The organism is Homoserinibacter gongjuensis, from assembly GCF_030161875.1.
Taxonomy (GTDB): Bacteria; Actinomycetota; Actinomycetes; order Actinomycetales; family Microbacteriaceae; genus Homoserinibacter; species Homoserinibacter gongjuensis.
Map to the genome: position 1 here is coordinate 1,863,909 of NZ_BSVA01000001.1, position 20,910 is coordinate 1,884,818.

Below are 20,910 nucleotides of genomic sequence, written 5' to 3' on the forward strand. Positions count from 1 at the left end.
CGTGACCCCAATCGCTGGTTGAGGAGGGTCACATCGTGACCTCACCCGCTGGTTGAGTAGGGTCACAAGGTGACCCGTATCGAAACCCGCGACACCTGGCTGGTAGCCGGGCTCGGGAATCCCGGGCCCGGCTACGCCAGCCACCGCCACAACGTCGGTCAGATGGCGCTCGACGTGCTCGCCGAGCGGATCGGCGCACGTTTCTCGCGCCACAAGACCAACACCCAGCTGGCCGAGGCGCGGCTGGGGCCGGGGCTTCCCAAGCTCGTGCTCGTGAAACCCAACTCCTTCATGAACCTCTCGGGCGGGCCGGTATCGTCGGCTGCGAAGTTCTTCGGCCTCGACGCCGACCGGGTCATCGTGCTGCACGACGAGCTCGACATCCCCTTCGACACCGTGAAGCTCAAGGTGGGCGGGGGCACGGGGGACACAACGGCCTGCGCGACATCCAGGCCGCGCTCGGCACCCCCGACTTCGCGCGCGTGCGCATCGGCATCGGACGCCCGCCCGGGCGCCAGGACGCCGCCGACTTCGTTCTCTCGCCCTTCTCCAAGGCCGAGCGCGAGCAGCTTCCGTCGCTGCTCTCGGATGCCGCCGACGCCGCCGAGGACCTCGTGCGTGAGGGCCTGCTCGCCGCGCAGCAGCGCTGGCACTCTCCACGCGCGTAGCGACCCCCGCAGCCTCCGCCCCACCCGCATCCGCATCCGCATCCGCACCGCATCCGCCGCGGGTCGATGTCGAAAATGCAGGAGCGGATGCCCCTGTCGCCTGTGCGCACGGGGACCAGGGCGGCGACACGCCCGGGTTCTCCTGCATTTTCGACACGGGGCGCGGTGGCGGCAACGGGCCGGGACGGATAAGGCGGGATGACTCACGCGGCCGAGCGGCGCGTCGCGAGCTCGCCGACATCAACGCGGTCGCGGCGCCGTATCGGCATCCGGTCGTGCTCGCGAAGGAGTTGCCGAGCCTCGACGCACTCCCGCGGGGACGCATCCTGCTGCGGGCCGGGCTCGGGTGGATGGCGGAGGAGTTCGCCTCGCCCGGCATACCGCGCACCAAGTCCGCGTGACGAGCTGCCGCCGAGACCCCGCATGTGACGCTCACCGGGCCCGTTTTGGCGTCTGATGCGCGGTCTCGTCGCATGTCGCACGCCCCGCGTAAACTCGATCCAATGGGCCTCGCCTCGTTGATTCCGGTGCTGGCGCGCGCCCATACCTTCGAGGCGGCGCTCGCCGCGGCCCGTTCGGATGCCGACTTCTCGGCCGTCGAGGGTCTGCGCGTCCCGCTCCTGGCGGGTTTGCTGGAGCGTCGGGCCGCGAGCGCCGAACGCGGGCAGGCGCTGCTCGCGATCACGGCCACGAGCCGGGAGGCCGAAGCCGTCGGCGCCTCGTTCGCGAGCTGGACACCCGACGCTCTCGTGCTGCCGTTCCCCGCATGGGAGACGCTGCCCCACGAGCGGCTGAGCCCCTCGGCCGAGACAGTCGGCCGACGACTGCGCAGCCTGCGCGAACTGCGCCGCTGGGCGGACGGATCGCGTGAGCGCCCGCTCGTGCTCGTCGCCTCCGTGCGCGCCGCGTTGCAACCCATCACCCCCGGTCTCGATGAGCTCGAGCTCGTGACCCTCACCGCGGGCGGCCGCGGGTACGACCTCGCCGCCCTCGGCGTCCGGCTCGCGGAGCTCGCCTACGCCCGCGTCGACCTGGTGACCCGGCGCGGCGAATTCGCGATGCGTGGCGGAATCCTCGACGTGTTCCCGCCCGACGCCGAGCATCCCGTGCGCGCCGACTTCTTCGGCGACGAGCTCGAGCAGTTGCGCGCCTTCTCGGTCGCCGACCAGCGCTCGCTGCCGCATGAGGTGGGGCCCGTCGAGCTGGGCCCTGCGCGTGAACTGCTCATCACCGATGCGGTCAGGTCGCGTGCCCGCGAGCTGCAGCATGAGTACGAGGGCGTCGCGCCGATGCTCGCCAAGATCGCCGAGGGCATCCCCGTCGAGGGGATGGAGTCGCTCACGCCGGCACTCGTCGGCCGGCTCGTGCCCCTCACCGACTACCTCCCCGCGGATGCGGCGGTCGCCGTGCTCTCACCGGAGCGCGTCGCGACCCGTGCGCTCAGCCTTGCCGAGACCAACCGCGAGTTCCTCGAGGCGGCCTGGAACGCCGCCACCGCGGGGGCCGCGGCCCCCATCGACCTGCAGGCGAGCCTCGACACGGGCGACTTCCTCACGGTGTCGGCCCTGCGCGCCGAGGCCCGGCCGCGCACCTGGTGGACGGTGAGCCCCTTCGACGCCGACGACGATGAGGTCACGCGTCTCGACGGCCGGGCGATCCCGAGCTTCGCGGGCAGCGCCGAGGGAGCCGTCGGACACGTCGTGTCGCTCGTGAAGAGCGACTGGTCGGTCGCCGTCGCGGCGGCGGGTGCCGGTCTCGTCGATCGCGCCGCGCAGGTGCTCGCCGAGCGCGAGGTCGCCGCGCGCGTCGTCGACGCCGTGCCGCGCGATCCGGAACCCGGCGTCGCCTACCTCGTCACGGCATCCGTCGAAGCCGGCTTCGAGCAGGACGAGGCGCGCTTCGCGCTGCTGTCGGAAGCAGAGTTCTACGGCCGGGCCGCGGGCATCGACTCGCGTCAGCCGAAGAAGCTCGCGAGCCGCCGCCGCAACGTCGTCGACCCCCTCCAGCTCAAGTCCGGCGACTACGTCGTGCACGAGACGCACGGCATCGGGCGTTTCATCGAGCTCGTGACGCGCGAGGTCACGGGGGCGGGCGCGTCTCGCGCGGCCCGCTCGGCACCCAGCACGAGAAGGTCACCCGCGAGTACCTCGTGCTCGAGTACGCGCCGTCGAAGCGCGGGCACGCCGGCGACCGGCTGTACGTGCCCACCGACCAGCTCGACCAGCTCACGCGCTACGTGGGCGGCGAGGGTCCGGCCCTGTCGAAGATGGGCGGATCGGATTGGGCGGCCGCGAAGGGCAAGGCGCGCAAGGCGGTTCGCGACATCGCCGTGGAGCTCGTGAAGCTCTACAGCGCGCGGATGGCGAGCGCGGGCCACGCCTTCGGCCCCGACACCCCCTGGCAGCGCGAGCTCGAGGAGGCCTTCCCGTTCGCCGAGACGCCCGATCAGCTGCAGACCATCGACGAGGTGAAGGCCGACATGGAGCGGCCCATCCCGATGGACCGGCTCATCTCGGGGGATGTCGGCTACGGCAAGACCGAGATCGCCGTACGTGCCGCGTTCAAGGCGGTGCAAGACGGCAAGCAGGTCGCGATGCTCGTGCCGACGACGCTGCTCGTGAAGCAGCATCTCGAGACCTTCGCCGAACGTTTCGCGGGCTTCCCGGTGCACCTGCGCGCGCTCAGCCGCTTCCAGACCGACAAAGAGGCGAAGGAGACGATCGACGGCCTCGAGCGCGGCGAGGTGGATGTCGTGATCGGCACCCATCGCATCCTGTCCGATCAGGTGCGCTTCAAGGATCTCGGCCTCGTGATCATCGACGAGGAGCAGCGGTTCGGCGTCGAGCACAAAGACCAGCTCAAGAAGCTCAAGACCAACGTCGACATCCTCGCGATGAGTGCGACCCCCATCCCGCGCACGCTCGAGATGGCGGTCACCGGCATCCGCGAGATGTCGACGCTCGCGACCCCGCCGGAGGACCGGCATCCGATCCTCACCTTCGTGGGGCCGCGCAGCGACAAGCAGATCGCGGCCGCGATCCGTCGAGAGCTGCTGCGTGAGGGTCAGGTGTTCTTCGTGCACAACCGGGTGTCGTCGATCAACCGGGTCGCCTCCGAGCTGGCCGAGCTCGTGCCGGAGGCGCGCATCGCCGTCGCGCACGGCAAGCTCACCGAGCATCAGCTCGAGCAGGTGATCGTGGACTTCTGGGAGCGGCGCTTCGACGTGCTCGTCACGACGACGATCATCGAGACCGGCATCGACATCGCGAACGCCAACACGCTCATCATCGACCAGGCCGACAAGTACGGGCTCAGCCAGCTGCACCAGATCCGTGGGCGGGTGGGCCGCGGGCGCGAGCGCGCGTACGCCTACTTCCTCTACGACGCCGAGAAACCGCTCACCGAGACGGCGCAGGATCGCCTCGAGACGATCGCGGCGAACAACGAGCTCGGCGGCGGCATGCAGATCGCGCTCAAGGATCTCGAGATCCGCGGGGCCGGCAACCTGTTGGGCGGCGAGCAGTCGGGTCACATCGCGGGCGTCGGATTCGACCTGTACCTGCGCATGATCGGCGAGGCCGTCTCGGCGTTCCGGGGCGACGTCGCCGAGGGGCAGACCGAGTTGCGCCTCGAGCTGCCCGTCGACGCGCGCATCCCCGAGGACTACATCGAGTCCGAGCGGCTGCGCTTGGAGGCGTACCAGAAGCTCTCGACGGCATCCGCCCCGGCCTCACCCGACGACGCGGTCGATCGGGTGGTCGAGGAGCTCACGGATCGCTACGGCGAGCTTCCGGATGCCGTGCAGCAGCTCGTCGCCGTGTCGCGGCTGCGGCGCCAGGCCCAGAAGGCGGGTCTCGGCGAGGTCGTCGCCATGGGGGACGGATGCGGCTGGCGCCGTTGGACCCGCCCGACTCGATCCAGGTTCGGCTGCAGCGCATGTACCCGGGCGTCAAGTTCTTCGCCGCCCAGCATGCCGTCAACGTGCCCATGCCCGAGGGCGCATCCGACGCCGAGCTCATCGCCTGGGTCGACCAGCTGCTGACGGCGGCGACGTCCTAGGGGCGGCGGTTTCGAGACGCGGCCGCCGGCCGCGTCACCCGGCTGGTTGAGGAGCGGCCGCCGGCCGCGTCTCGAAACCGGCGCCCCACCGGTCTACCCTGGCGCCATGCTGTACGAACACCTTGGCCACAGCCCGCGGGTCGACCCCACTGCCGTGATCGCGCCCACCGCCGTCGTCTCGGGCGACGTCACGATCGGTGCGGGATGCCAGGTGCTGCACGGCGCCGTCATCAGCGCCGAGGGCGGTCCGATCACGATCGGCGAGTCGAGCATCGTCATGGAGAACGCCCTGCTGCGCGCGAGCGCGACCGACCCCTGCACATCGGCGACCACGTGCTCGTGGGCCCCATGGCATCCATCTCGGGGGCGACCGTGGGCGACGAGGTGTTCCTCGCCACCGGCTCGCGGGTCTTCAACGGCGCGCGCATCGGCGCCCGCAGCGAGGTGCGCATCAACGCCGTCGTGCACCTGCGCACCGTGCTGCCCGAGGGCTCGACGGTGCCCATCGCGTGGGTGGCAGTGGGGGAGCCGGCGCAGATCCTCAGCCCCGATCGGCATGACGACATCTGGGCGATCCAGCAGGGCCTCGACTTCCCCGGCTACGTGTTCGGCCTCGATCGCTCCACCCCCGACCTCATGGTGCAGCTCACCGAGCGCTATGCACGCCACCTCGCGCGCCACGCCGACGACCGGCCCGTGGGCTAGGAGCGCGTGCCCCACACCTTGCCGAGCACGAGCGGCAGCAGCACGAGCGCGCGCAGGTCGACGAGCAGGTGCAGCGCGATCGGCAGCAGGATGGTGCCCGACACGAGGTAGAGGTAGGCGAAGACCGCGCCGAGCAGCGCCGCCGTGAGCACCCCCGTCCACTTCTGATAGAGGTGCAGCAGGCCGAAGAGCACGGTCGCGAGCACGAACGCGAGCGGCCCATCGGCCCAGATGCCGAACAGCAGGGCGGGCAGCGCGAGGCGGAACATGAGCTCTTCGAACACGCCCGCCGAGACGGCCAGGCCCGCCCCGTAGGGCAGCTCGCCACGGGTGCGCGGCAGGAGCGCGCCGATGTCGCCGAGCTTCGGCACGTCATCCGGGTGGGCCTTCCGCAGCAGCAGCACGGGCACCACGAGCGCGAGCACGGCTCCCAAGCCGAGCCCGATCGCGAGGCCCCGGCCGAGCGAGGTGTCGAAGAAGAAGTCGCGGGATGCGGCGATCGGCGCCCACGCCTGCGCGTCGCGCAGCGCCGTCGGCACGTACGCCCACGCCGCGAGCAGCACGGCGGCTGTGAGTCCCGAGAACACGAGCGCCGACTCCACGAGCCAGCGGCGCATGACCTTCTGACGCGAACTCGTGGCGCGCATCCGCTTGAACTGCGCGTACTCGCGCCGCTCGCGCGTGACGGCCCGCCACACCAGCAGCGCCACGACCACGAGCAGGAGGGCGAGCAGCTGCAGGTTCACCGCCCCATTCTGCCGGTCGGGAATGCCCGGCGCCGTTCGGGACTTGAATGGATGCGATGACGAAGACGGATGTGGGGCTGCGGTCCGAGCGTGGGCCGATTCTGCTGGCCGTCATGGTGGCCACCGCGGTGGTGGCGATGGACGTCACCGTGATCGCCACGGCCGTCACCTCGATCGTGGGCGACATCGGCGGCTTCGCCCAGTTCCCGTGGCTGTTCTCGGCGTACGTGCTGGCGCAGTCGGTGACGGTTCCCGTCTACGCGAAACTCGCCGACACCATCGGCCGCAAGCGCATCATCCTGTTCGGGCTGAGCGTGTTCCTGCTCGGCTCGGTGCTGTGCGCGCTCGCCTGGGACATGCCGAGCCTCACCGCCTTCCGCGCCGTGCAGGGCATCGGCGCCGGGGCGATCCTGCCGATCACCATCACGATCGTCGGCGACATCTACACGATCGAGGAGCGCGCGCGCACGCAGGGCTACCTCGCGAGCGTCTGGGCGATCGCGGCGGTCGCGGGCCCGTCGCTCGGCGGGCTCTTCGCGATGATCGACTTCTGGCGCGGCATCTTCCTCATCAACATCCCGCTGTGCGCACTCGCGATCTGGCTGCTCGCCCGCGGCTACCACGAGACGCTCGAGCGTCGTGCGCACCGCATCGACTACGCAGGGGCGGCGCTGCTGACCGTGTCGCTGAGCCTGCTGCTGCTCGGGGTGCTCGAGGGCGGGAACTCCTGGGCGTGGATCTCGCCCGCCTCGTTCGGCGTCTTCGGCGCGGGCCTCGCCGTGCTGGTCGCCTTCGTGCTGGTGGAGCGCCGGGCCACCGAGCCGGTGCTCGCGCTCTGGGTGCTCACGCGTCGGCTGTTGCGCGCCACCAATCTCGTGAGCCTCGCGGTGGGCGCGGCCCTCATCGGCCTCACGGCCTTCGTGCCGACCTACCTCGTGGTGGGGGTCGGCGCGAGCCCGCTCGTGGCGGGTCTCGCGTTGGCGACGCTGACGATCGGATGGCCGATCGCGGCCTCGCTGTCGGGTCGTGTCTACCTGCGCTTCGGCTTCCGCTCCACCTCGATCCTCGGCGCCGTGCTCGTGGTGGCCGGCACCGCGGCGCTCGCGGCGTTCGGGCCCGCGCCCTCGATCGTGACGGTCGCGATCGTGTCGTTCGTGATCGGGCTGGGATTCGGGTTCGCATCCGTGCCGGCCCTCATCGCGGCGCAGTCGAGCGTCGGCTGGGACGAGCGCGGCGTCGTCACGGGCGCCAACATGTTCGCGCGCTCGGTGGGCCAAGCCCTCGGTGCTGCCGTGCTGGGCGCCGTCGCCAACGCGGTCATCGCCGACCTGGGTGGCGACGAGACCGATCCGGCCACCATGATCTTCGCCTCGACCGCCGTCTTCGTGGGCGCCTCGGTCGTGGCGGTGCTGCTGCTCGCGGCCGCGCTCATGATGCCGAGGGAGCGACGCACGCCCGATCCGACCGCGGTGGCATCCGAGCCCGAGCCGGTGACCGGCCCCGTCCCCGACGCGAGCTGAGGCGCCTCGTCAGCAGGCGCCCCGTCAGCAGGCGCCCCGTCAGCAGGCGCCCGTCAGCACGCGCCCCAGATGCCGCGCGACGCGGCCTGCGCCGCATCCTCGGCCGCCTCGACCTCGGCAGCCCACAGCACGTTCGGCTCGAGAACGACCGCCTCGGCGTAGCCATCGCGGATGAGGCCGAGATTCACGAGCGCGCCGTCGTCGGTGAAGAGGAACAGCAGGCTGCGGCCGTACTGATCCAGGGCCTGCACGTCGGCGACGGTGCGCACGTGGGTACCCTCGGGCAGCAGCGCCCGCAGGCGCTCGCGGGCCACGTCGCCGTAGCACTCGGCGTGGTCGCCGACCTCGGGCGTGTCGATGCCGAGCAGGCGCACCTTGCGACCGTCGGTGAGAAAGAGCGTGTCGCCGTCGTGCACGTACTCGATCCAGGCCTCTCCCGCACCCGCGGGCACCGCCGGGTCGACCGGATCGGCGGGCACCGCGGGGTCGGCGGGTGCGGCATCCGGCGGCGCGCCCTCACTCACGGGCGGCACGGCGACCCCCGTGGGCAGCTGCAGCCACCCGCGTTCATTGCCGAGGAAGAGCAGGGCCGCGAGCGCCACCACGAGCAGCACCGCGAGCAGAGCACGACCGGTCTTCACGGCACGATTCTGGCAGTCTGGGCGCATGAGCGAGCTCGCCGCATCCGGTCCCGTCGTGCCGACCACGCCGCATCCGAAGCTCGAGGAGCTCATCGCGGTGCTCGAGCACCTCCGCGCGCCCGGCGGCTGCGCGTGGGACCGGGATCAGACGCACGCGTCACTCGTGCAGTACCTCGTCGAGGAGACCTACGAGCTCGTGGACGCGATCGAGGCCGGAGACGACGCCGAGCTCGTCGAGGAGCTCGGGGATGTGCTCTACCAGGTGATCTTCCACTCCGATATCGCGGCGGAGGAGGGGCGCTTCACCCTGGAGGACGTCGCCGCGCACATGACCGTGAAGATGGTGGGCCGGCACCCGCACGTCTTCGGTGACGCGGTCGCCGATACGCCGGATGCCGTGATGGCCAGGTGGGACGAGCTCAAGCGGGTGGAGAAGCCGGGTCGCGAGAGCGTGCTCGACGGCATCCCCCAGGGCATGCCCGCTCTCGCGCTCGCGGCCAAGCTCGTGGGGCGCGCCGAGAAGGTCGGGCTGGCGCCGGTGGCCACGGATGCCGTGCCGGCCAGCGAGGCCGAGCTCGGCGACGAGCTGCTCGCGACCGTCGTGGCCGCCCGGGCCGCGGGCCTCGACGCCGAACGCGCACTGCGCGACGCCTTGCGGCGGCTGCAGAGCGACATCCGGGGTGCGGAGAACGCCGCCGCGGGGTGAGGCGCGCTGACCTCGGCCCGACACACGGCCGTTCCCGACGGCCGGGACGGATGTCTGCGCTGGCTTACGGCTCCACCGCGCGCGCACGATAGGCGCGCACCGCGATCCGATTGCCGCAGCGCGCCGAGCAGAAGCGCTTCGAGCCGTTCTTGGAGAGGTCGATGAAGACGCCCGTGCAGTCGTCGGCCTCGCAGTCGCGCAGCCGATCGAGACGGTCGGCGCGCACGACGTCGACGAGTGCCATCGCCGCCTCGACGAGCATGCGCTCGGCGAGCGGCGACTCGTCGGTCGTGGCGTGGATGTGCCACCCGAGATCGTCGTGGTCGACGAGCCGGGGCACCGCGTCGGCGTCGGCGAGCGTCTCGTTGACCCACGCGACGACGGCGGCTTCGTCCTGCCCCCAGATGTCGCGCACGCGCTGCCGTGTCTCGCGCACCTCCTGCAGCTCGCGCGCATCGCGATCGATACGGCCGGTGAACTTCCATCTGCCCAGGAGATCGCTGAGCTGCTCGGGCGTCGACAGCTCGTCCTCGCCGCTTTCCGAGGCGCCCGCGACGGTGTCGAGCAGCGCCGCGAAGAAGACGAGGTTCACCTCGGTGTCATGGGTGAAAAGCATTTGACTCCTGACCAATACGGAAGGTACTGTCACGACCGTATCCAAGTTAGCCCATGACAGCTCCGGGAGTCGCATGACCGTCACCACGCGCCGCAGCGCGCTCGGCATCCTCATGGGCCTGGCCGCGGGCTTCGCGTTCGGAGCCGGTGGCACGATCGTCAAGCCGCTCTTCAGTGAGGGGTGGTCGCCCGGTGCCGCCGTGCTCGGTCGGCTCGTCGTGGCCGCCGTCGTGCTCGCGGTGCCGGCGCTCGTCGTGGTGCGGTTCGATCTGCGGCCGCTGCTGCGCGCGTGGCGGCTCGTGCTCGCCTATGCCGTGCTCGCCGTCGCGGGCGTGCAGCTCGCCTTCTATGCGGCGATCGAGCGCATCCCGGTGAGCATCGCGTTGCTCGTGGAGTACCTCGCCCCGGTCGCGCTGCTGCTCGTGGCATGGGGGCGCACCCGCCGGATGCCGCATCGCCTCGTGCTGATCGGCGCGGCTCTCGCGGTGCTCGGCCTCGTGCTCGTGATCGGCCCGAACGGGGCAGGGGCACTCGACCCGGTCGGCGTCGCCCTCGCGGCCATCGCGATGATCGGTGTCGCGTTCTACTACATCGTGGGCGACAAGACGCCGGATGGCGTGCCGCCCATGACGCTCGCGTGGGCGGGCTTCGTGCTGGGTGCTGTCGCGCTCGGGCTCGCGGGCCTCATCGGCGTGCTGCCGATGCGCGTCGGCTTCGGCGAGGTCGCGTTCTTCGGCGCGCAGACGCCATGGTGGGTGCCGCTCGTGACGGTCGGGGTGCTCTCGACCGCCTTCGCCTACGTCGCGGGCATCACCGCTATCACGATGCTCGGGGCGCGCGTGGCCTCGTTCCTGGGTCTCTCCGAGGTCGTCTTCGCAGGGCTGGTCGGCTGGATCGTGCTCGGCGAGGCGATCGCGCCGATCGGCCTCCTCGGCGCGGGCCTCATCCTCGGCGGCATCGTGCTCGTGCGACTGGAGCCGGGCGCGGTCGATCCGGAGCCGATTCCCGAACCGATGCCGATCACCGCTCCGATCGCCGTGGCATCCGACCCGGGCCAGGCAGCCGAGGGCACGGGTGCACCCGCGCCCGCACCGCTCGGCTGATGAGTGCTCTCGGCTGACGAGGCCTACTGCGCCGTGTAGCCGCCGTCGACGAGGTGGTAGCTGCCCGTGATGAACGAGGCGGCATCCGAGGCGAGGAACACGGCGAGAGCCGCGACCTCCTCAGCCTCGCCGAGCCGGTTCATCGCGTGCTTGCTCTCGAGGAAGGTGAGCGTGTCGGCGTCGAGGCTCGACTCCACGAGCGGGGTGCGGATGAAGCCCGGTCCGATCGAGTTCACGCGCACGCCCTGGGTGGCGTACTCGAGTGCCGCGTTCTTCGTCGCGCCGACGACGCCGTGTTTGGCCGAGACATAGGCGACGGAGTTCGCAAACCCCACCGACCCGAGGATCGAGGCGATGTTCACGATCGACCCGCCGCCGTTGGCGACCATCGCGGGCAACTGTGCGCGCATCCCGTAGACCACGGCCGACAGGTTGATGTCGATGACCTTCTGCCAGCCGTCGAGCGGGTAGTCACCCGTGGCTGCCGAGGGACCGCCGATCCCGGCGTTGTTGATCGCGATCTTGAGCGGTCCGAGTCCCTGAGCGGCCGCGACCGCCGCCACCGCGTCCTCGGGATCCGAGACGTCGCCGACGTGGGCGACGGCCGTGCCGCCCGCGGCCTCGATCTCGGCGACGACCGCATCGGCCGACTCCCTCTTGAGGTCGGCGACGACGACCCTCGCGCCGTTCTGCGCGAGGAGGAGCGCCACAGCGCGCCCGATCCCCGAACCTCCACCCGTCACGATCGCCGATCGGTCTGCCACATCGTAGGTGGCCATGGTTGCCCTCCATCTCTGCGCACAGGACGAGGGGTCGATCCCGTTCGACCCGGGCGACTCACCGACACGCGTCGGCTGCTGCGCAGTCAAGCCGATCGACCTGGAATCCGGATGAGAGGTCGGCGCCCGGCCGGAAGCTCACGCGACGCGCGACCCCGCCGCCATCCGCTTCGCCGGCGCGTGGGTGCGTGCGATCGCGCCGGCGATGAGCCCGCCCGCCAGCAGCAGGTGCAGCAGCATCCCCACCGCCCAGCTCGGCACGGTGCGCGAGATGACCTCTTCGGGGCTCGGATACGGAGTCTGGTCGAACATCTCGCACTCCGACCAGCTCGGCGTGTCCGGCGGGATCTGCGCCTGGCGCACGCCGTACTTGATGCCGCCGAAAAGGTCATCCGGGTTGCCGAAGCTGTCGTAGTGCGTCGGCACGGCATCGGCGAGCAGCACGTAGGGGTTCGCCGCGAGCATCCACCACACGCGATCGAAACGCGGCACCGTGATCTCGTTCTCGACCGTCGTGCACACGAGCTTCTCGGGCAGGCCGGTCTGCGGGTCGATCTCGGTGGACGAGGCCTGCCAGTCGACGGCTTCGTAGCGTTGGATGGCCTTCTCCTGGGCGACCATGCCGCCCAGCCCGAACGCGATGAGGGTGCCGATTGAGAGCAGCGCGACGACGAGGTAGGTCGCGACGACCGAGAACAGCGGGCGACGGATCAGTCCCGAGAGCCCGACGCCCACGGCCGACACCACGCCGAGCTCGAGCGCGAGCACGAGGATCGACACGATCGCGGATGCGGTCGAGGCCCCGCCCAGCACAAGCGCGAACAGCAGGAACGGCAAGGCCGCTACGAGGAAGCCGAGAGCGGTGATCCACGCGGCCAGCAGCTTGCCGATCACGAGCTGCGAGGTGGTCACGAGGGTCACCTGGGTCGTCGCAAGCGTGCCGGCTTCGCGGTCGCCGTTGATCGCGTTGCCCGAGAGCGCGGGAACCACGAGCGTGCCGAGCAGCAGCACGAAGTAGACGATGAGGGAGTAGAGCACCGCTCCCGGGGCGTCGGAGTTCGCGGTCGCGATGGTCGTGAACACCGTCACGACGAGCACCACGAACACGAAGATGCCGAGCAGGATGTACCAGGCGGCCCCGCGCACCCGCTGCTGCAGCTCGATCGAGGCGACGGTCCACATCCGGGTCAGCCAGGTCATCGGTCCTCCTCCCCATCGGTGCCGGGATCCGCGACTTCCGCATCGAGGCCGTTGCTCAGATCGAGGAAGGTGTGCTCGAGGTCGCCGACGGCGGGCGCGAACGCCACGACCGGGATGCCGGCCCGCACGAGCTGCGCGAGCAGCGCGGCGGCGTGGTCGTCGCCTGCGATCGGCACGACGAGACCCTGCGGTTCCTTCTGGATGCGCGCGGCGTCGATGCCCGACTCGACGAGCGCGCGATACAGGCCCTGCGCGTCGAGGGCCCGGATGCGCCATCCGCGTTCGGTGCGCTGGGCCGCCTCGATGCGCTCGGCGCTCACCGAGCTGCCCGCGTCGAGGAACACGGCCCGGTCGGCGAGCTCGTCGAGCTCGGCGAGCACGTGGCTCGACACGACGATCGTGCGCCCCTCCGCGGCGAGCCGCCGCAGCAGCACACGCAGGGCGATGCGCGCCCCGGGTCGAGCCCGGATGCCGGCTCGTCGAGCAGCAGTACGCGCGGGTCGTGCACGAGGGCACGGGCGAGACTCAAGCGCTGCTTCTGACCACGCGAGAGCACCCGGGTGGGCTGATCGGCGAGCTCGACGAGGTCGACGAGTTCGATGAGCTCGGTGGCGCGCTCGGCGGCGGCCGAGCGCGTGAGGTCGTAGAGCCGCGCCGTCAGCTCGAGGCTGCGGCGCACGGTGAGGTTCGGCCAGGCGCCCAGCACGTCGGGCATCCACCCGAGCGTGCTGCGCACGGCGGCGCTCTCGGTGACGGGGTCGTGGCCGCCGATGCGGATCGTGCCGCGGTCGGGCACGAGCAAGGTGGCGAGCATGAGGAGGAGCGTCGTCTTGCCCGAGCCGTTGGGGCCGACGAGCCCCGTGACCTCTCCGGCGCGCGCTGCGAAGCTCACCGAGCGCACCGCGTGCACCTCACCGAAGGAGCGGGCGACATCCGCCACCTCGATGTCGACGGGGTGGTCGACGGGAACGGGCGGGATGAGGGCGTCGGGGCTGCTCATGCTGCGACCATAGGCCCCCGCGCGCATGACGCGCGTCACCCCGGGGATGATCTCGAGCATCCGTCGTTCGCCGTGCCCCCGGTGCGCTGACAGAATCGACGAGTGGCAAGTCAGGTGAACCCTCCCCGGGGGATGCGGGATTTCCTTCCGGCCGAGAAGGCGCGGCGTCAGCGCATCCTCTCCGTCATCATGGAGTCGTACCGCTCGCACGGCTTCGACGAGATCGAGACCCCCGTCATGGAGGACTCCTCGCGGCTGAACGCCGGGCTCGGCGGCGACAACGAGAAGCTCGCGTTCGGCGTGCTCAAGCGCGGACTCACGCGCGATGAGCTGCAGGCCGCCGAGCAGCCGCTCGACCTCGTCGACCTGGGACTGCGCTTCGACCTGACCGTGCCGCTCGCGCGCTTCTACGCGACCCACCGCGCCGAACTGCCGAACGTGTTCCGCAGCATCCAGATCGCGCCCGTGTGGCGGGCCGAGCGCCCGCAGAAGGGCCGCTACCGCCAGTTCGTGCAGTGCGACATCGACATCATCGGCGAGCCCGGCATCCAGGCCGAGGCCGAGCTGCTCGTCGCCTCGCTCGCGACCGTCGACGCGCTCGGGCTCGCCGACGCCACCATCCGCGTCAACGACCGTCGCCTGCTGATCGGCATGCTCGCGGGCTTCGGGTTCGCACCCGAGCACCACGACGGCGTGCTCATCACGATCGACAAGCTCGACAAGCTCGGGCCCGAGGGCGTCATCGCCGAGCTCGCGGAGCGCGGGGTCGACCCGGATGCCGTGGGGGCGTTCCAGGCGTTCCTCACGCGCCCGCAGACCCGCGAGTTCCTCCCCTTCGGCGAGCGAGCGATCCGCCGGGCCCTGCCCGACGGCGCCGACGCATCCGTGATCGCCGACCTCGTGGCGATCGGGGAGGCCGTCGCCGCTGCCCGCGGCGAGGAGTTCGCGCCGCTCGTGTTCGACCCGTTCCTCGTGCGCGGCATGGGCTACTACACCGGTCCGATCTTCGAACTCGCGCACCCGAGCGTGCCGTACTCACTCGGCGGCGGCGGACGCTACGACGGCATGATCGGGCGCTTCCTCGGCAGCGAGGTGCCCGCGACGGGCTTCTCGCTCGGCTTCGAACGCCTCGTCGACCTCGTGGAGCTGCCCACGGCATCCGGAGGCGCAGCCGTCGCGCTGGTGCATGATGCGGATGCTCCGCTCGCCGCGCTGCTCACCCTGCAGTCCGCGCTCGTGGCACGTGGCGACCGCGCGCGACTCGTGCGTCGCGCCAAGAACACCAAGCTGCAGCTCGAGAACCTCGCCGAGCAGGGCTTCACCTCGTTCGCGTTCCTCGGTGCCGACGCCCCATCCGAGCTCGACGCCCTCGAGCTGCGCCCGCTCGACTGAGCGGCGGCCCGGCCTCCCGCTGCCGTCCGATGTCGAAAATGCAGGAGAGTTCGGGCGTGTCGGCGTGAGCCCGCCTGTCAACGCAGGCAACGGCATCCGCGACTCCTGCATTTTCGACACAGACCGGCTCGAGCTGCGCCCGCTCGACTGAGCGGCGGCCGGGCCTCCCGCTGCCGTCCGATGTCGAAAATGCAGGAGAGTTCGGGCGTGTCGGCGTGAGCCCGCCTGCCAACGCGGGCAACGGCATCCGTGAGTCCTGCATTTTCGACATTGGGGGCGCGCGGGATGGTCCCTGCGCAGAGGGCACGAGGAGAGCGGATGCGGTGAATCGGTAGGATCGCCAGCGGGCGCAGTAGCCCCTCACCACACAAACCCCCTAAGGAGTACCCCGTGTCTGCAATCGAGGCCGTCGGCGCCCGCGAGATCCTCGACTCCCGAGGCAACCCGACCGTCGAGGTCGAGGTGCTCCTCGACGACGGAACCGTCTCACGTGCCGCTGTGCCCTCCGGCGCCTCCACGGGCGCCTTCGAGGCCTACGAGCTGCGTGACGGCGACAAGAGCCGCTACCTCGGCAAGGGCGTGCAGAAGGCCGTCGACGGCGTGCTCGACGTGCTCGGCCCCGCCATCGAAGGCTTCGAGGCATCCGACCAGCGCCTCGTCGACGCCGAGCTCATCGCCGCCGACGGCACCGACAACAAGTCCAAGCTCGGCGCCAATGCCATCCTCGGGGTGAGCCTCGCCGTCGCCAAGGCCGCCGCCGACTCGGCCGACCTGCCGCTCTTCCGCTACGTGGGCGGCCCCAACGCGCACACCCTCCCGGTGCCGCTCATGAACATCATCAACGGCGGCGCCCACGCCGATAACGGCCTCGACGCGCAGGAGATCATGATGCTGCCCGTCGGCGCAGGAAGCTTCCGCGAGGCGCTGCGCTGGGGTGCCGAGATCTACCACGCCCTCAAGGCCGAGCTGCACGCCAAGGGCTACGCCACGGGCCTCGGCGACGAGGGCGGTTTCGCCCCGACCTCTCCACCGCCCGCGAGGCGCTCGACTTCATCACCGGCGCGGTCGAGAAGGCCGGCTACACGCTCGGCGAACAGATCGCACTCGGCCTCGACGTCGCATCCACCGAGTTCTTCGAGAACGGCGTCTACCGCTACGAAGGCCAGGAGCTCAGCGGCGACCAGATGATCGACTACTACGCGAAGCTCATCGCCGACTACCCGATCCTCACGATCGAAGACCCGCTCGCCGAAGACGACTGGGACGCCTGGGTCGCCCTCACCACCCAGCTCGGCGACAAGGTGCAGCTCGTCGGCGACGACCTGTTCGTCACCAACCCCACGCGCCTGCAGACCGGACTCGACCGCGGCGCCGCCAACTCGATCCTCGTGAAGGTCAACCAGATCGGCACCCTCACCGAGACCCTGGATGCGGTGGCGAAGGCCCAGCGCCACGGCTACACCGCGATCCTGTCGCACCGCTCGGGCGAGACCGAGGACACCACGATCGCCGACCTCGCGGTGGCCACGGATGCCGGCCAGATCAAGACCGGCGCCCCCGCCCGCTCGGAGCGCGTCGCCAAGTACAACCAGTTGCTGCGGATCGAAGAGGAGCTGGGCGACGCCGCGGTCTACGCCGGTCGCTCGGCCTTCCGGGCGTAGCTCTCTCGACGCCGCAGGCGCGGCGGAACCCCTCACGAGCCGCATGCCCTCGCGTATCGCCTGCGGCGATGCGCTCCCGCCCGGCCCGGTGCCAGCGACTCGCGAGGGGTTCCGCCGCGCCCGCGGCTGAGTCCTGCGGCAGGGCCGGGCGGGGCTCGATGCGGTGCCGCTGGTGAGGGATGACATGCGCGTTCACCACCGCGTGGTGCGTACGCACCCCCGCGGGTTGAGGAGCTCGCGGAGGCGAGCGTATCGAAACCCGGTCAGCACCGCCGCGCGACGCGGCGTGTGCATGGGTCGGTATGCCGCGCGGCACTCGACCGGCGTGCGATCCCGTCGCCTACCCTGGAGACCGTGAGCCCGAAGACCCGCACCGAGCGCGTGCCCGTGGCGATGGCCGAGCCGTCGCGCGCGGCCGCGTGGTTGCGCAACTTCCGGATGTCGGGGTTCGCGCTCACCGTGCTCGGGCTCATCGTGGCCGCCCTCGTGGTGCTCGCCCCGCAGCTCAAGACGCTCGTCGAGCAACGCCAGCAGATCGCCCAACTCGAGCAGCGTGTGCACGACGCGAAAGACGACCTCGACGACCTCGACGCCGAGGTGGCCCGTTGGGGCGACCCCGCCTATGTCGAAGCGCAGGCGCGCGACCGGCTCTACTACGTCTATCCGGGCGACGTGACCTACCTGCTGCTCGACGACGACGGCACCCCCGTGGTCGACGACCAGCAGCCCATCAGCGACCAGCTCCAGGCCACCGAGGTGGACTGGATGACGGCCTTCCTCTCCTCGGTCTACACGGCCGGCTCGACCTCGGCGACGCCCGAGCAGCTCGACGGACAGCTCGACAGTCCCGTGCAGGGCGCAGGCACCACAGAGGGGAGCAGCGGATGACGCGGCCGCCGTTCGAACAGCCCACCGACGCGGACGTGGCCGTGGTGTCGCGCCAGCTGGGCCGCCCCGCGCGCGGGGTGATCGGCATCGCCGCGCGCTGCGTGTGCGGCAACCCCACGGTCGTCGCGACGAGCCCGCGACTGCCCGACGGCACGCCGTTCCCGACGCTCTACTACCTCTCGCATCCGGGCGCCACAGCGGCCATGTCGACACTCGAGGCGACCGGGGTGATGCCCGAGCTCGCCGCGACGCTCGAGGACGAGCAGGTGGCCGCGGCCTACCGTGCCGCGCACGAGTCCTATCTCGCCGACCGCGAGAGCATCGAGGTCGTGCCCGAGATCGCGGGCTTCTCGGCGGGCGGCATGCCGGATCGCGTCAAGTGCCTGCACGCGCTCGCCGCGCACGCGCTTGCGGCGGGTCCCGGCGTCAACCCGATCGGGGATGCCGCCCTGGCGCGTGCGAGCTGGTCGCCCGAACGCTGCACGTGTGCCGAGCCGGGCGCCGCGCGCGGAGCCTGAGGTGCGCCGCCGTCGCGTCGCCGTGCTGCTCGCCGCGGCATCCGCGCTCGGGGTGACCGTCGCACCCGCCGCACCCGTCGCGCCCGCCGCGGAGGCCGCCCCCGAGGCGCCCGCCGCCCGCGCCGACGCCGTGCGCGACGCGGAGTACTGGCTCGACGACTACGGCATCCGTGACGCGTGGTCGGTGACGCGCGGCGCGGGGGTGACGATCGCGGTGATCGACACCGGCGTCGGCTCACCCCGCGAGCTCGAGGGCGCCGTCGTGGGCGGCACCGATCTCTCCGGGAAGGGGTCCGCCGACGGGCGCACGCCGGTCGGGTCGGAGGGCGAGCACGGCACCCTGGTGGCCTCGCTCGCGGCCGGCCGCGGAACCGGTGCCGACGCGGGCATCATCGGCAGCGCCCCCGAGGCATCCGTGCTCGCCATCTCGATCGGCTTCAGCGGGGAGACTCCGACACCCAGATCGCCGAGGGCGTGCGGTGGGCGGTCGACCACGGCGCCGACGTCATCAACATGTCGCTCACCCGCAACACCCTCGACTGGCCCGAGAGCTGGGATGACGCCTTCTCCTACGCCATGGACCACGACGTCGTGATCGTCGCCGCGGCCGGCAACCGCGGCTCCGGCACCGAGGAGGTCGGCGCGCCCGCCACGATGCCGGGCGTGCTGACGGTCGCCGGGGTCGACCGTTCGGGCGCGACGAGCGATTCCGCATCCGCGCAGGGCGTCACGATCGGCGTCTCGGCCCCCAGCGAGCGCCTCGTGGGCGCCATGCCCGACGGCAGCTACGTGCGCTGGAACGGCACGAGCGGCGCCACCCCGATCGTCGCGGGCGTCGTCGCGCTCGTCATGGCGGCCCATCCCGAGCTCGACGCCGCCAATGTCATCAACCGCATCACCGCGACGGCGCGCGATGCGGGCGATCCCGGCCCCGACGTCGCCTACGGCTTCGGCCTGCTGGATGCGGATGCCGCGGTGCGCGCCGAGGTGCCGCACGTCGAGAAGAACCCGATGGGCGATCTCGCCGACTGGATCCGCGTGAACCGGCGGCAGCCGGCATCCGTCGACGGCGTGACGCTCGCCCCGCCGCCGGTGACGCAGGCCCGCCCCGAGCAGCCGTTCGACCCGGTGGGAGTGCTGCTGCCGACGCCGCTGCAGCTCGGACAGGTCGGCGCGCCGCTGCTCGGAGCACTGCTCGTGGCGTTCGTGATCGGGGGTTTCCTGCTCGGCGTGACGCGCGCGTACAGCGGCACCCGCCGCAAGCGGTAGATTGGACCCGACTTTTTCCCCAGCGAGGAGATCCCCCAGCGTGCGCAAGATCCTGATCGTCGGCGGCGGCTACGCCGGTTTCTACACCGCTAAGAAGCTCGAGAAGCACCTGCGCCGCGGCGAAGCGGAAGTCACGATGGTCGACCCGCTGCCGTACATGACGTACCAGCCCTTCCTGCCGGAGGTCGCCGCGGGCTCCGTGGAGCCCCGTCACGCGGTGGTGCCGCACCGCCGTCACCTGCGGCACACGAAGGTCGTCACGGCCAAGGTCACCAAGGTCGACCACGCCACCAAGACGGCCGAGCTCACCCCGCCCGTCGGCGACCCGTGGACGATCGAGTACGACACGATCGTCATGACCGCCGGCGCCGTGTCGCGCACCTTCCCGATCCCGGGCGTCGCCGACCAGGCGATCGGCCTCAAGACGATCGAAGAGGCCGCCTCGATCCGCGACCGCATGACCGAGAACTTCGTCAAGGCCTCGACGATGCCCCCGGCCCGGAGCGCGACCGGCTGCTGACCGTCGTCGTCGTGGGCGGCGGCTTCGCCGGCATCGAGGTGTTCGCCGAGCTGCGCAGCTTCGCGAGCGCGCTCGTGGGCGCCTACGACACGATCTCGTTCGACGACACGCGCTTCCACCTCATCGAGGCGATGGGCCGCATCATGCCCGAGGTGTCGCTCCCGACGAGCCACTGGGTGCTCAAGAACCTCGACAAGCGCGGCGCGACCGTGCACCTCGACACCCAGCTCGCATCCGCGGTCGACGGCAAGATCGAGCTCTCGACCGGCCAGACCTTCGAATCCGACCTCATCATCTGGACCGCGGGCGTCATGGCGAACCCCGTGGTGCGCGGCACCGACCTCCCGCTCGAGGAGCGCGGCCGGCTGCGCACACAGGCCGACCTGCGGCTCGTCGACGAGAACGGCGAGGTCGTTCCGGATGCCTGGGCCGCCGGTGATGTCGCCGCGGTTCCCGATCTCTCGGGTGGCGGCGTCGGCGGCTACTGCGTGCCCAACGCCCAGCACGCGGTGCGTCAGGGCAAGCGACTCGCGAAGAACCTCGTCGGGGTGATCCGGGGCGACGCGCCGGTCGACTACTTCCACAAGAACCTCGGTGCCGTCGCCGGTCTCGGGCTCTACGTGGGCGTCTACCAGTACCGCAAGCTCGCGATCACGGGCTTCATCGCCTGGGTCATGCACCGCGGCTACCACGGCTTCGCGATGCCGATGTGGGAGCGCAAGGCGCGCGTCTTCGGCAACTGGATCATCAACTTCCTGTTCCGGCGCGACCTCGTCGGCATCCCGGCACGCGATGTGCCGCGCGAGGCGTTCGAGGAGTTCGCGGCGCGCCCGAAGGGGTAACTCCGCAGTAGACAACCTCTCCGACCCCTCGAGAGGGGATTGGCCGCGCCGCGCGGACTTGCGACAGTGGGTCAACTC

Annotated in this window: 14 protein-coding genes and 7 pseudogenes; 14 read left to right on the forward strand and 7 right to left on the reverse strand. The window is 71.1% G+C overall.

Annotated elements, in window-relative coordinates; all coding sequences use genetic code 11:
* The first annotated feature begins 78 nt into the window (after window positions 1–78).
* From pth to QQK29_RS18665, 4 genes and pseudogenes are all read left to right on the forward strand, one after another.
* Window positions 79–668, forward strand: a pseudogene (gene pth, locus QQK29_RS10125) (aminoacyl-tRNA hydrolase).
* A gap of 275 nt (window positions 669–943) precedes the next feature.
* Window positions 944–1,069, forward strand: coding sequence for a hypothetical protein (locus tag QQK29_RS10130; protein WP_284300009.1), 126 nt, complete (start codon window positions 944–946; stop codon window positions 1,067–1,069).
* Window positions 1,070–1,171: 102 nt separating this feature from the next.
* Window positions 1,172–4,727: pseudogene (gene mfd / locus QQK29_RS10135) on the forward strand (transcription-repair coupling factor).
* Window positions 4,728–4,833: 106 nt separating this feature from the next.
* Window positions 4,834–5,432 (forward strand): annotated as a pseudogene (locus QQK29_RS18665) (gamma carbonic anhydrase family protein).
* On the opposite strand, the gene QQK29_RS10150 reads toward QQK29_RS18665, so the two are convergent.
* Entirely contained in the window at window positions 5,429–6,178 is a 750-nt protein-coding gene (locus QQK29_RS10150; RefSeq protein ID WP_284300013.1) for a CPBP family intramembrane glutamic endopeptidase, read from the reverse strand. The pseudogene QQK29_RS18665 and the gene QQK29_RS10150 sit on opposite strands and share 4 nt — an antisense overlap.
* Window positions 6,179–6,225: 47 nt before the next feature.
* On the opposite strand from QQK29_RS10150, the gene QQK29_RS10155 reads away from it, so the two are divergent.
* Window positions 6,226–7,698: an MFS transporter gene (locus QQK29_RS10155; protein WP_284300015.1), complete on the forward strand. Its 1,473-nt coding sequence runs from the start codon at window positions 6,226–6,228 to the stop codon at window positions 7,696–7,698.
* A gap of 53 nt (window positions 7,699–7,751) precedes the next feature.
* Here the strand turns inward: QQK29_RS10155 and QQK29_RS10160 are convergent, their stop codons facing one another.
* On the reverse strand, window positions 7,752–8,339 hold the full coding sequence (locus tag QQK29_RS10160) for a thermonuclease family protein (protein ID WP_284300017.1): 588 nt from the start codon (window positions 8,337–8,339) through the stop codon (window positions 7,752–7,754).
* Window positions 8,340–8,364: 25 nt separating this feature from the next.
* On the opposite strand from QQK29_RS10160, the gene mazG reads away from it, so the two are divergent.
* Window positions 8,365–9,045 (forward strand): nucleoside triphosphate pyrophosphohydrolase, encoded by a 681-nt coding sequence (mazG, locus tag QQK29_RS10165; protein ID WP_284300019.1) that lies wholly within the window; start codon window positions 8,365–8,367, stop codon window positions 9,043–9,045.
* A 64-nt stretch (window positions 9,046–9,109) separates the two neighbouring features.
* Here mazG and QQK29_RS10170 read toward each other — a convergent pair whose 3' ends face one another.
* On the reverse strand, window positions 9,110–9,769 hold the full coding sequence (locus tag QQK29_RS10170) for a CGNR zinc finger domain-containing protein (RefSeq protein WP_348533850.1): 660 nt from the start codon (window positions 9,767–9,769) through the stop codon (window positions 9,110–9,112).
* Here QQK29_RS10170 and QQK29_RS10175 point away from each other — a divergent pair.
* Window positions 9,735–10,763 carry an EamA family transporter gene (locus QQK29_RS10175; RefSeq protein WP_284300021.1) on the forward strand — a complete coding sequence of 343 codons (1,029 nt, stop codon included), beginning with the start codon at window positions 9,735–9,737 and terminating at the stop codon, window positions 10,761–10,763. The two genes, QQK29_RS10170 and QQK29_RS10175, sit on opposite strands and share 35 nt — an antisense overlap.
* A gap of 23 nt (window positions 10,764–10,786) precedes the next feature.
* On the opposite strand, the gene QQK29_RS10180 is transcribed toward QQK29_RS10175, so the two are convergent.
* The 4 genes and pseudogenes from QQK29_RS10180 to QQK29_RS17995 form a co-directional block, all read right to left on the reverse strand.
* Window positions 10,787–11,542, reverse strand: coding sequence for an SDR family NAD(P)-dependent oxidoreductase (locus QQK29_RS10180; RefSeq protein ID WP_284300023.1), 756 nt, complete (start codon window positions 11,540–11,542; stop codon window positions 10,787–10,789).
* A gap of 138 nt (window positions 11,543–11,680) precedes the next feature.
* The gene (locus QQK29_RS10185; protein ID WP_284300025.1) at window positions 11,681–12,742 is read right to left on the reverse strand and encodes an ABC transporter permease; all 1,062 of its coding nucleotides are present in this window, start codon (window positions 12,740–12,742) and stop codon (window positions 11,681–11,683) included.
* Window positions 12,739–13,122 carry a hypothetical protein gene (locus tag QQK29_RS17990; protein ID WP_348533851.1) on the reverse strand — a complete coding sequence of 128 codons (384 nt, stop codon included), beginning with the start codon at window positions 13,120–13,122 and terminating at the stop codon, window positions 12,739–12,741. The genes QQK29_RS10185 and QQK29_RS17990 overlap by 4 nt, the downstream gene beginning before the upstream one ends.
* Window positions 13,059–13,601, reverse strand: a pseudogene (locus QQK29_RS17995) (ATP-binding cassette domain-containing protein); the annotation flags it as partial. The pseudogene QQK29_RS17995 and the gene QQK29_RS17990, both read right to left, overlap by 64 nt.
* A gap of 273 nt (window positions 13,602–13,874) precedes the next feature.
* Here QQK29_RS17995 and QQK29_RS10195 point away from each other — a divergent pair.
* The 7 genes and pseudogenes from QQK29_RS10195 (at window position 13,875) to QQK29_RS10220 (ending at window position 20,832) form a co-directional block, all read left to right on the forward strand.
* Window positions 13,875–15,134, forward strand: coding sequence for a histidine--tRNA ligase (locus QQK29_RS10195; protein ID WP_284300027.1), 1,260 nt, complete (start codon window positions 13,875–13,877; stop codon window positions 15,132–15,134).
* Between the two features lie 390 nt (window positions 15,135–15,524).
* Window positions 15,525–16,795, forward strand: a pseudogene (eno, locus tag QQK29_RS10200) (phosphopyruvate hydratase).
* 354 nt (window positions 16,796–17,149) lie between these two features.
* Window positions 17,150–17,683 (forward strand): FtsB family cell division protein, encoded by a 534-nt coding sequence (locus QQK29_RS10205; RefSeq protein ID WP_284300029.1) that lies wholly within the window; start codon window positions 17,150–17,152, stop codon window positions 17,681–17,683.
* Window positions 17,680–18,201, forward strand: a complete 522-nt coding sequence (locus QQK29_RS10210) for a DUF501 domain-containing protein (RefSeq protein WP_284300031.1) — start codon at window positions 17,680–17,682, stop codon at window positions 18,199–18,201. Before QQK29_RS10205 ends, QQK29_RS10210 begins: the two co-directional genes overlap by 4 nt.
* A pseudogene (locus QQK29_RS18890) lies at window positions 18,125–18,583 on the forward strand (S8 family serine peptidase); the annotation flags it as partial. The gene QQK29_RS10210 and the pseudogene QQK29_RS18890, both read left to right, overlap by 77 nt.
* Before the next feature lie 92 nt (window positions 18,584–18,675).
* On the forward strand, window positions 18,676–19,470 hold the full coding sequence (locus QQK29_RS18895) for a S8 family peptidase (protein WP_488803243.1): 795 nt from the start codon (window positions 18,676–18,678) through the stop codon (window positions 19,468–19,470).
* A gap of 40 nt (window positions 19,471–19,510) precedes the next feature.
* Window positions 19,511–20,832, forward strand: a pseudogene (locus tag QQK29_RS10220) (NAD(P)/FAD-dependent oxidoreductase).
* The last annotated feature ends 78 nt before the right edge of the window (window positions 20,833–20,910 follow it).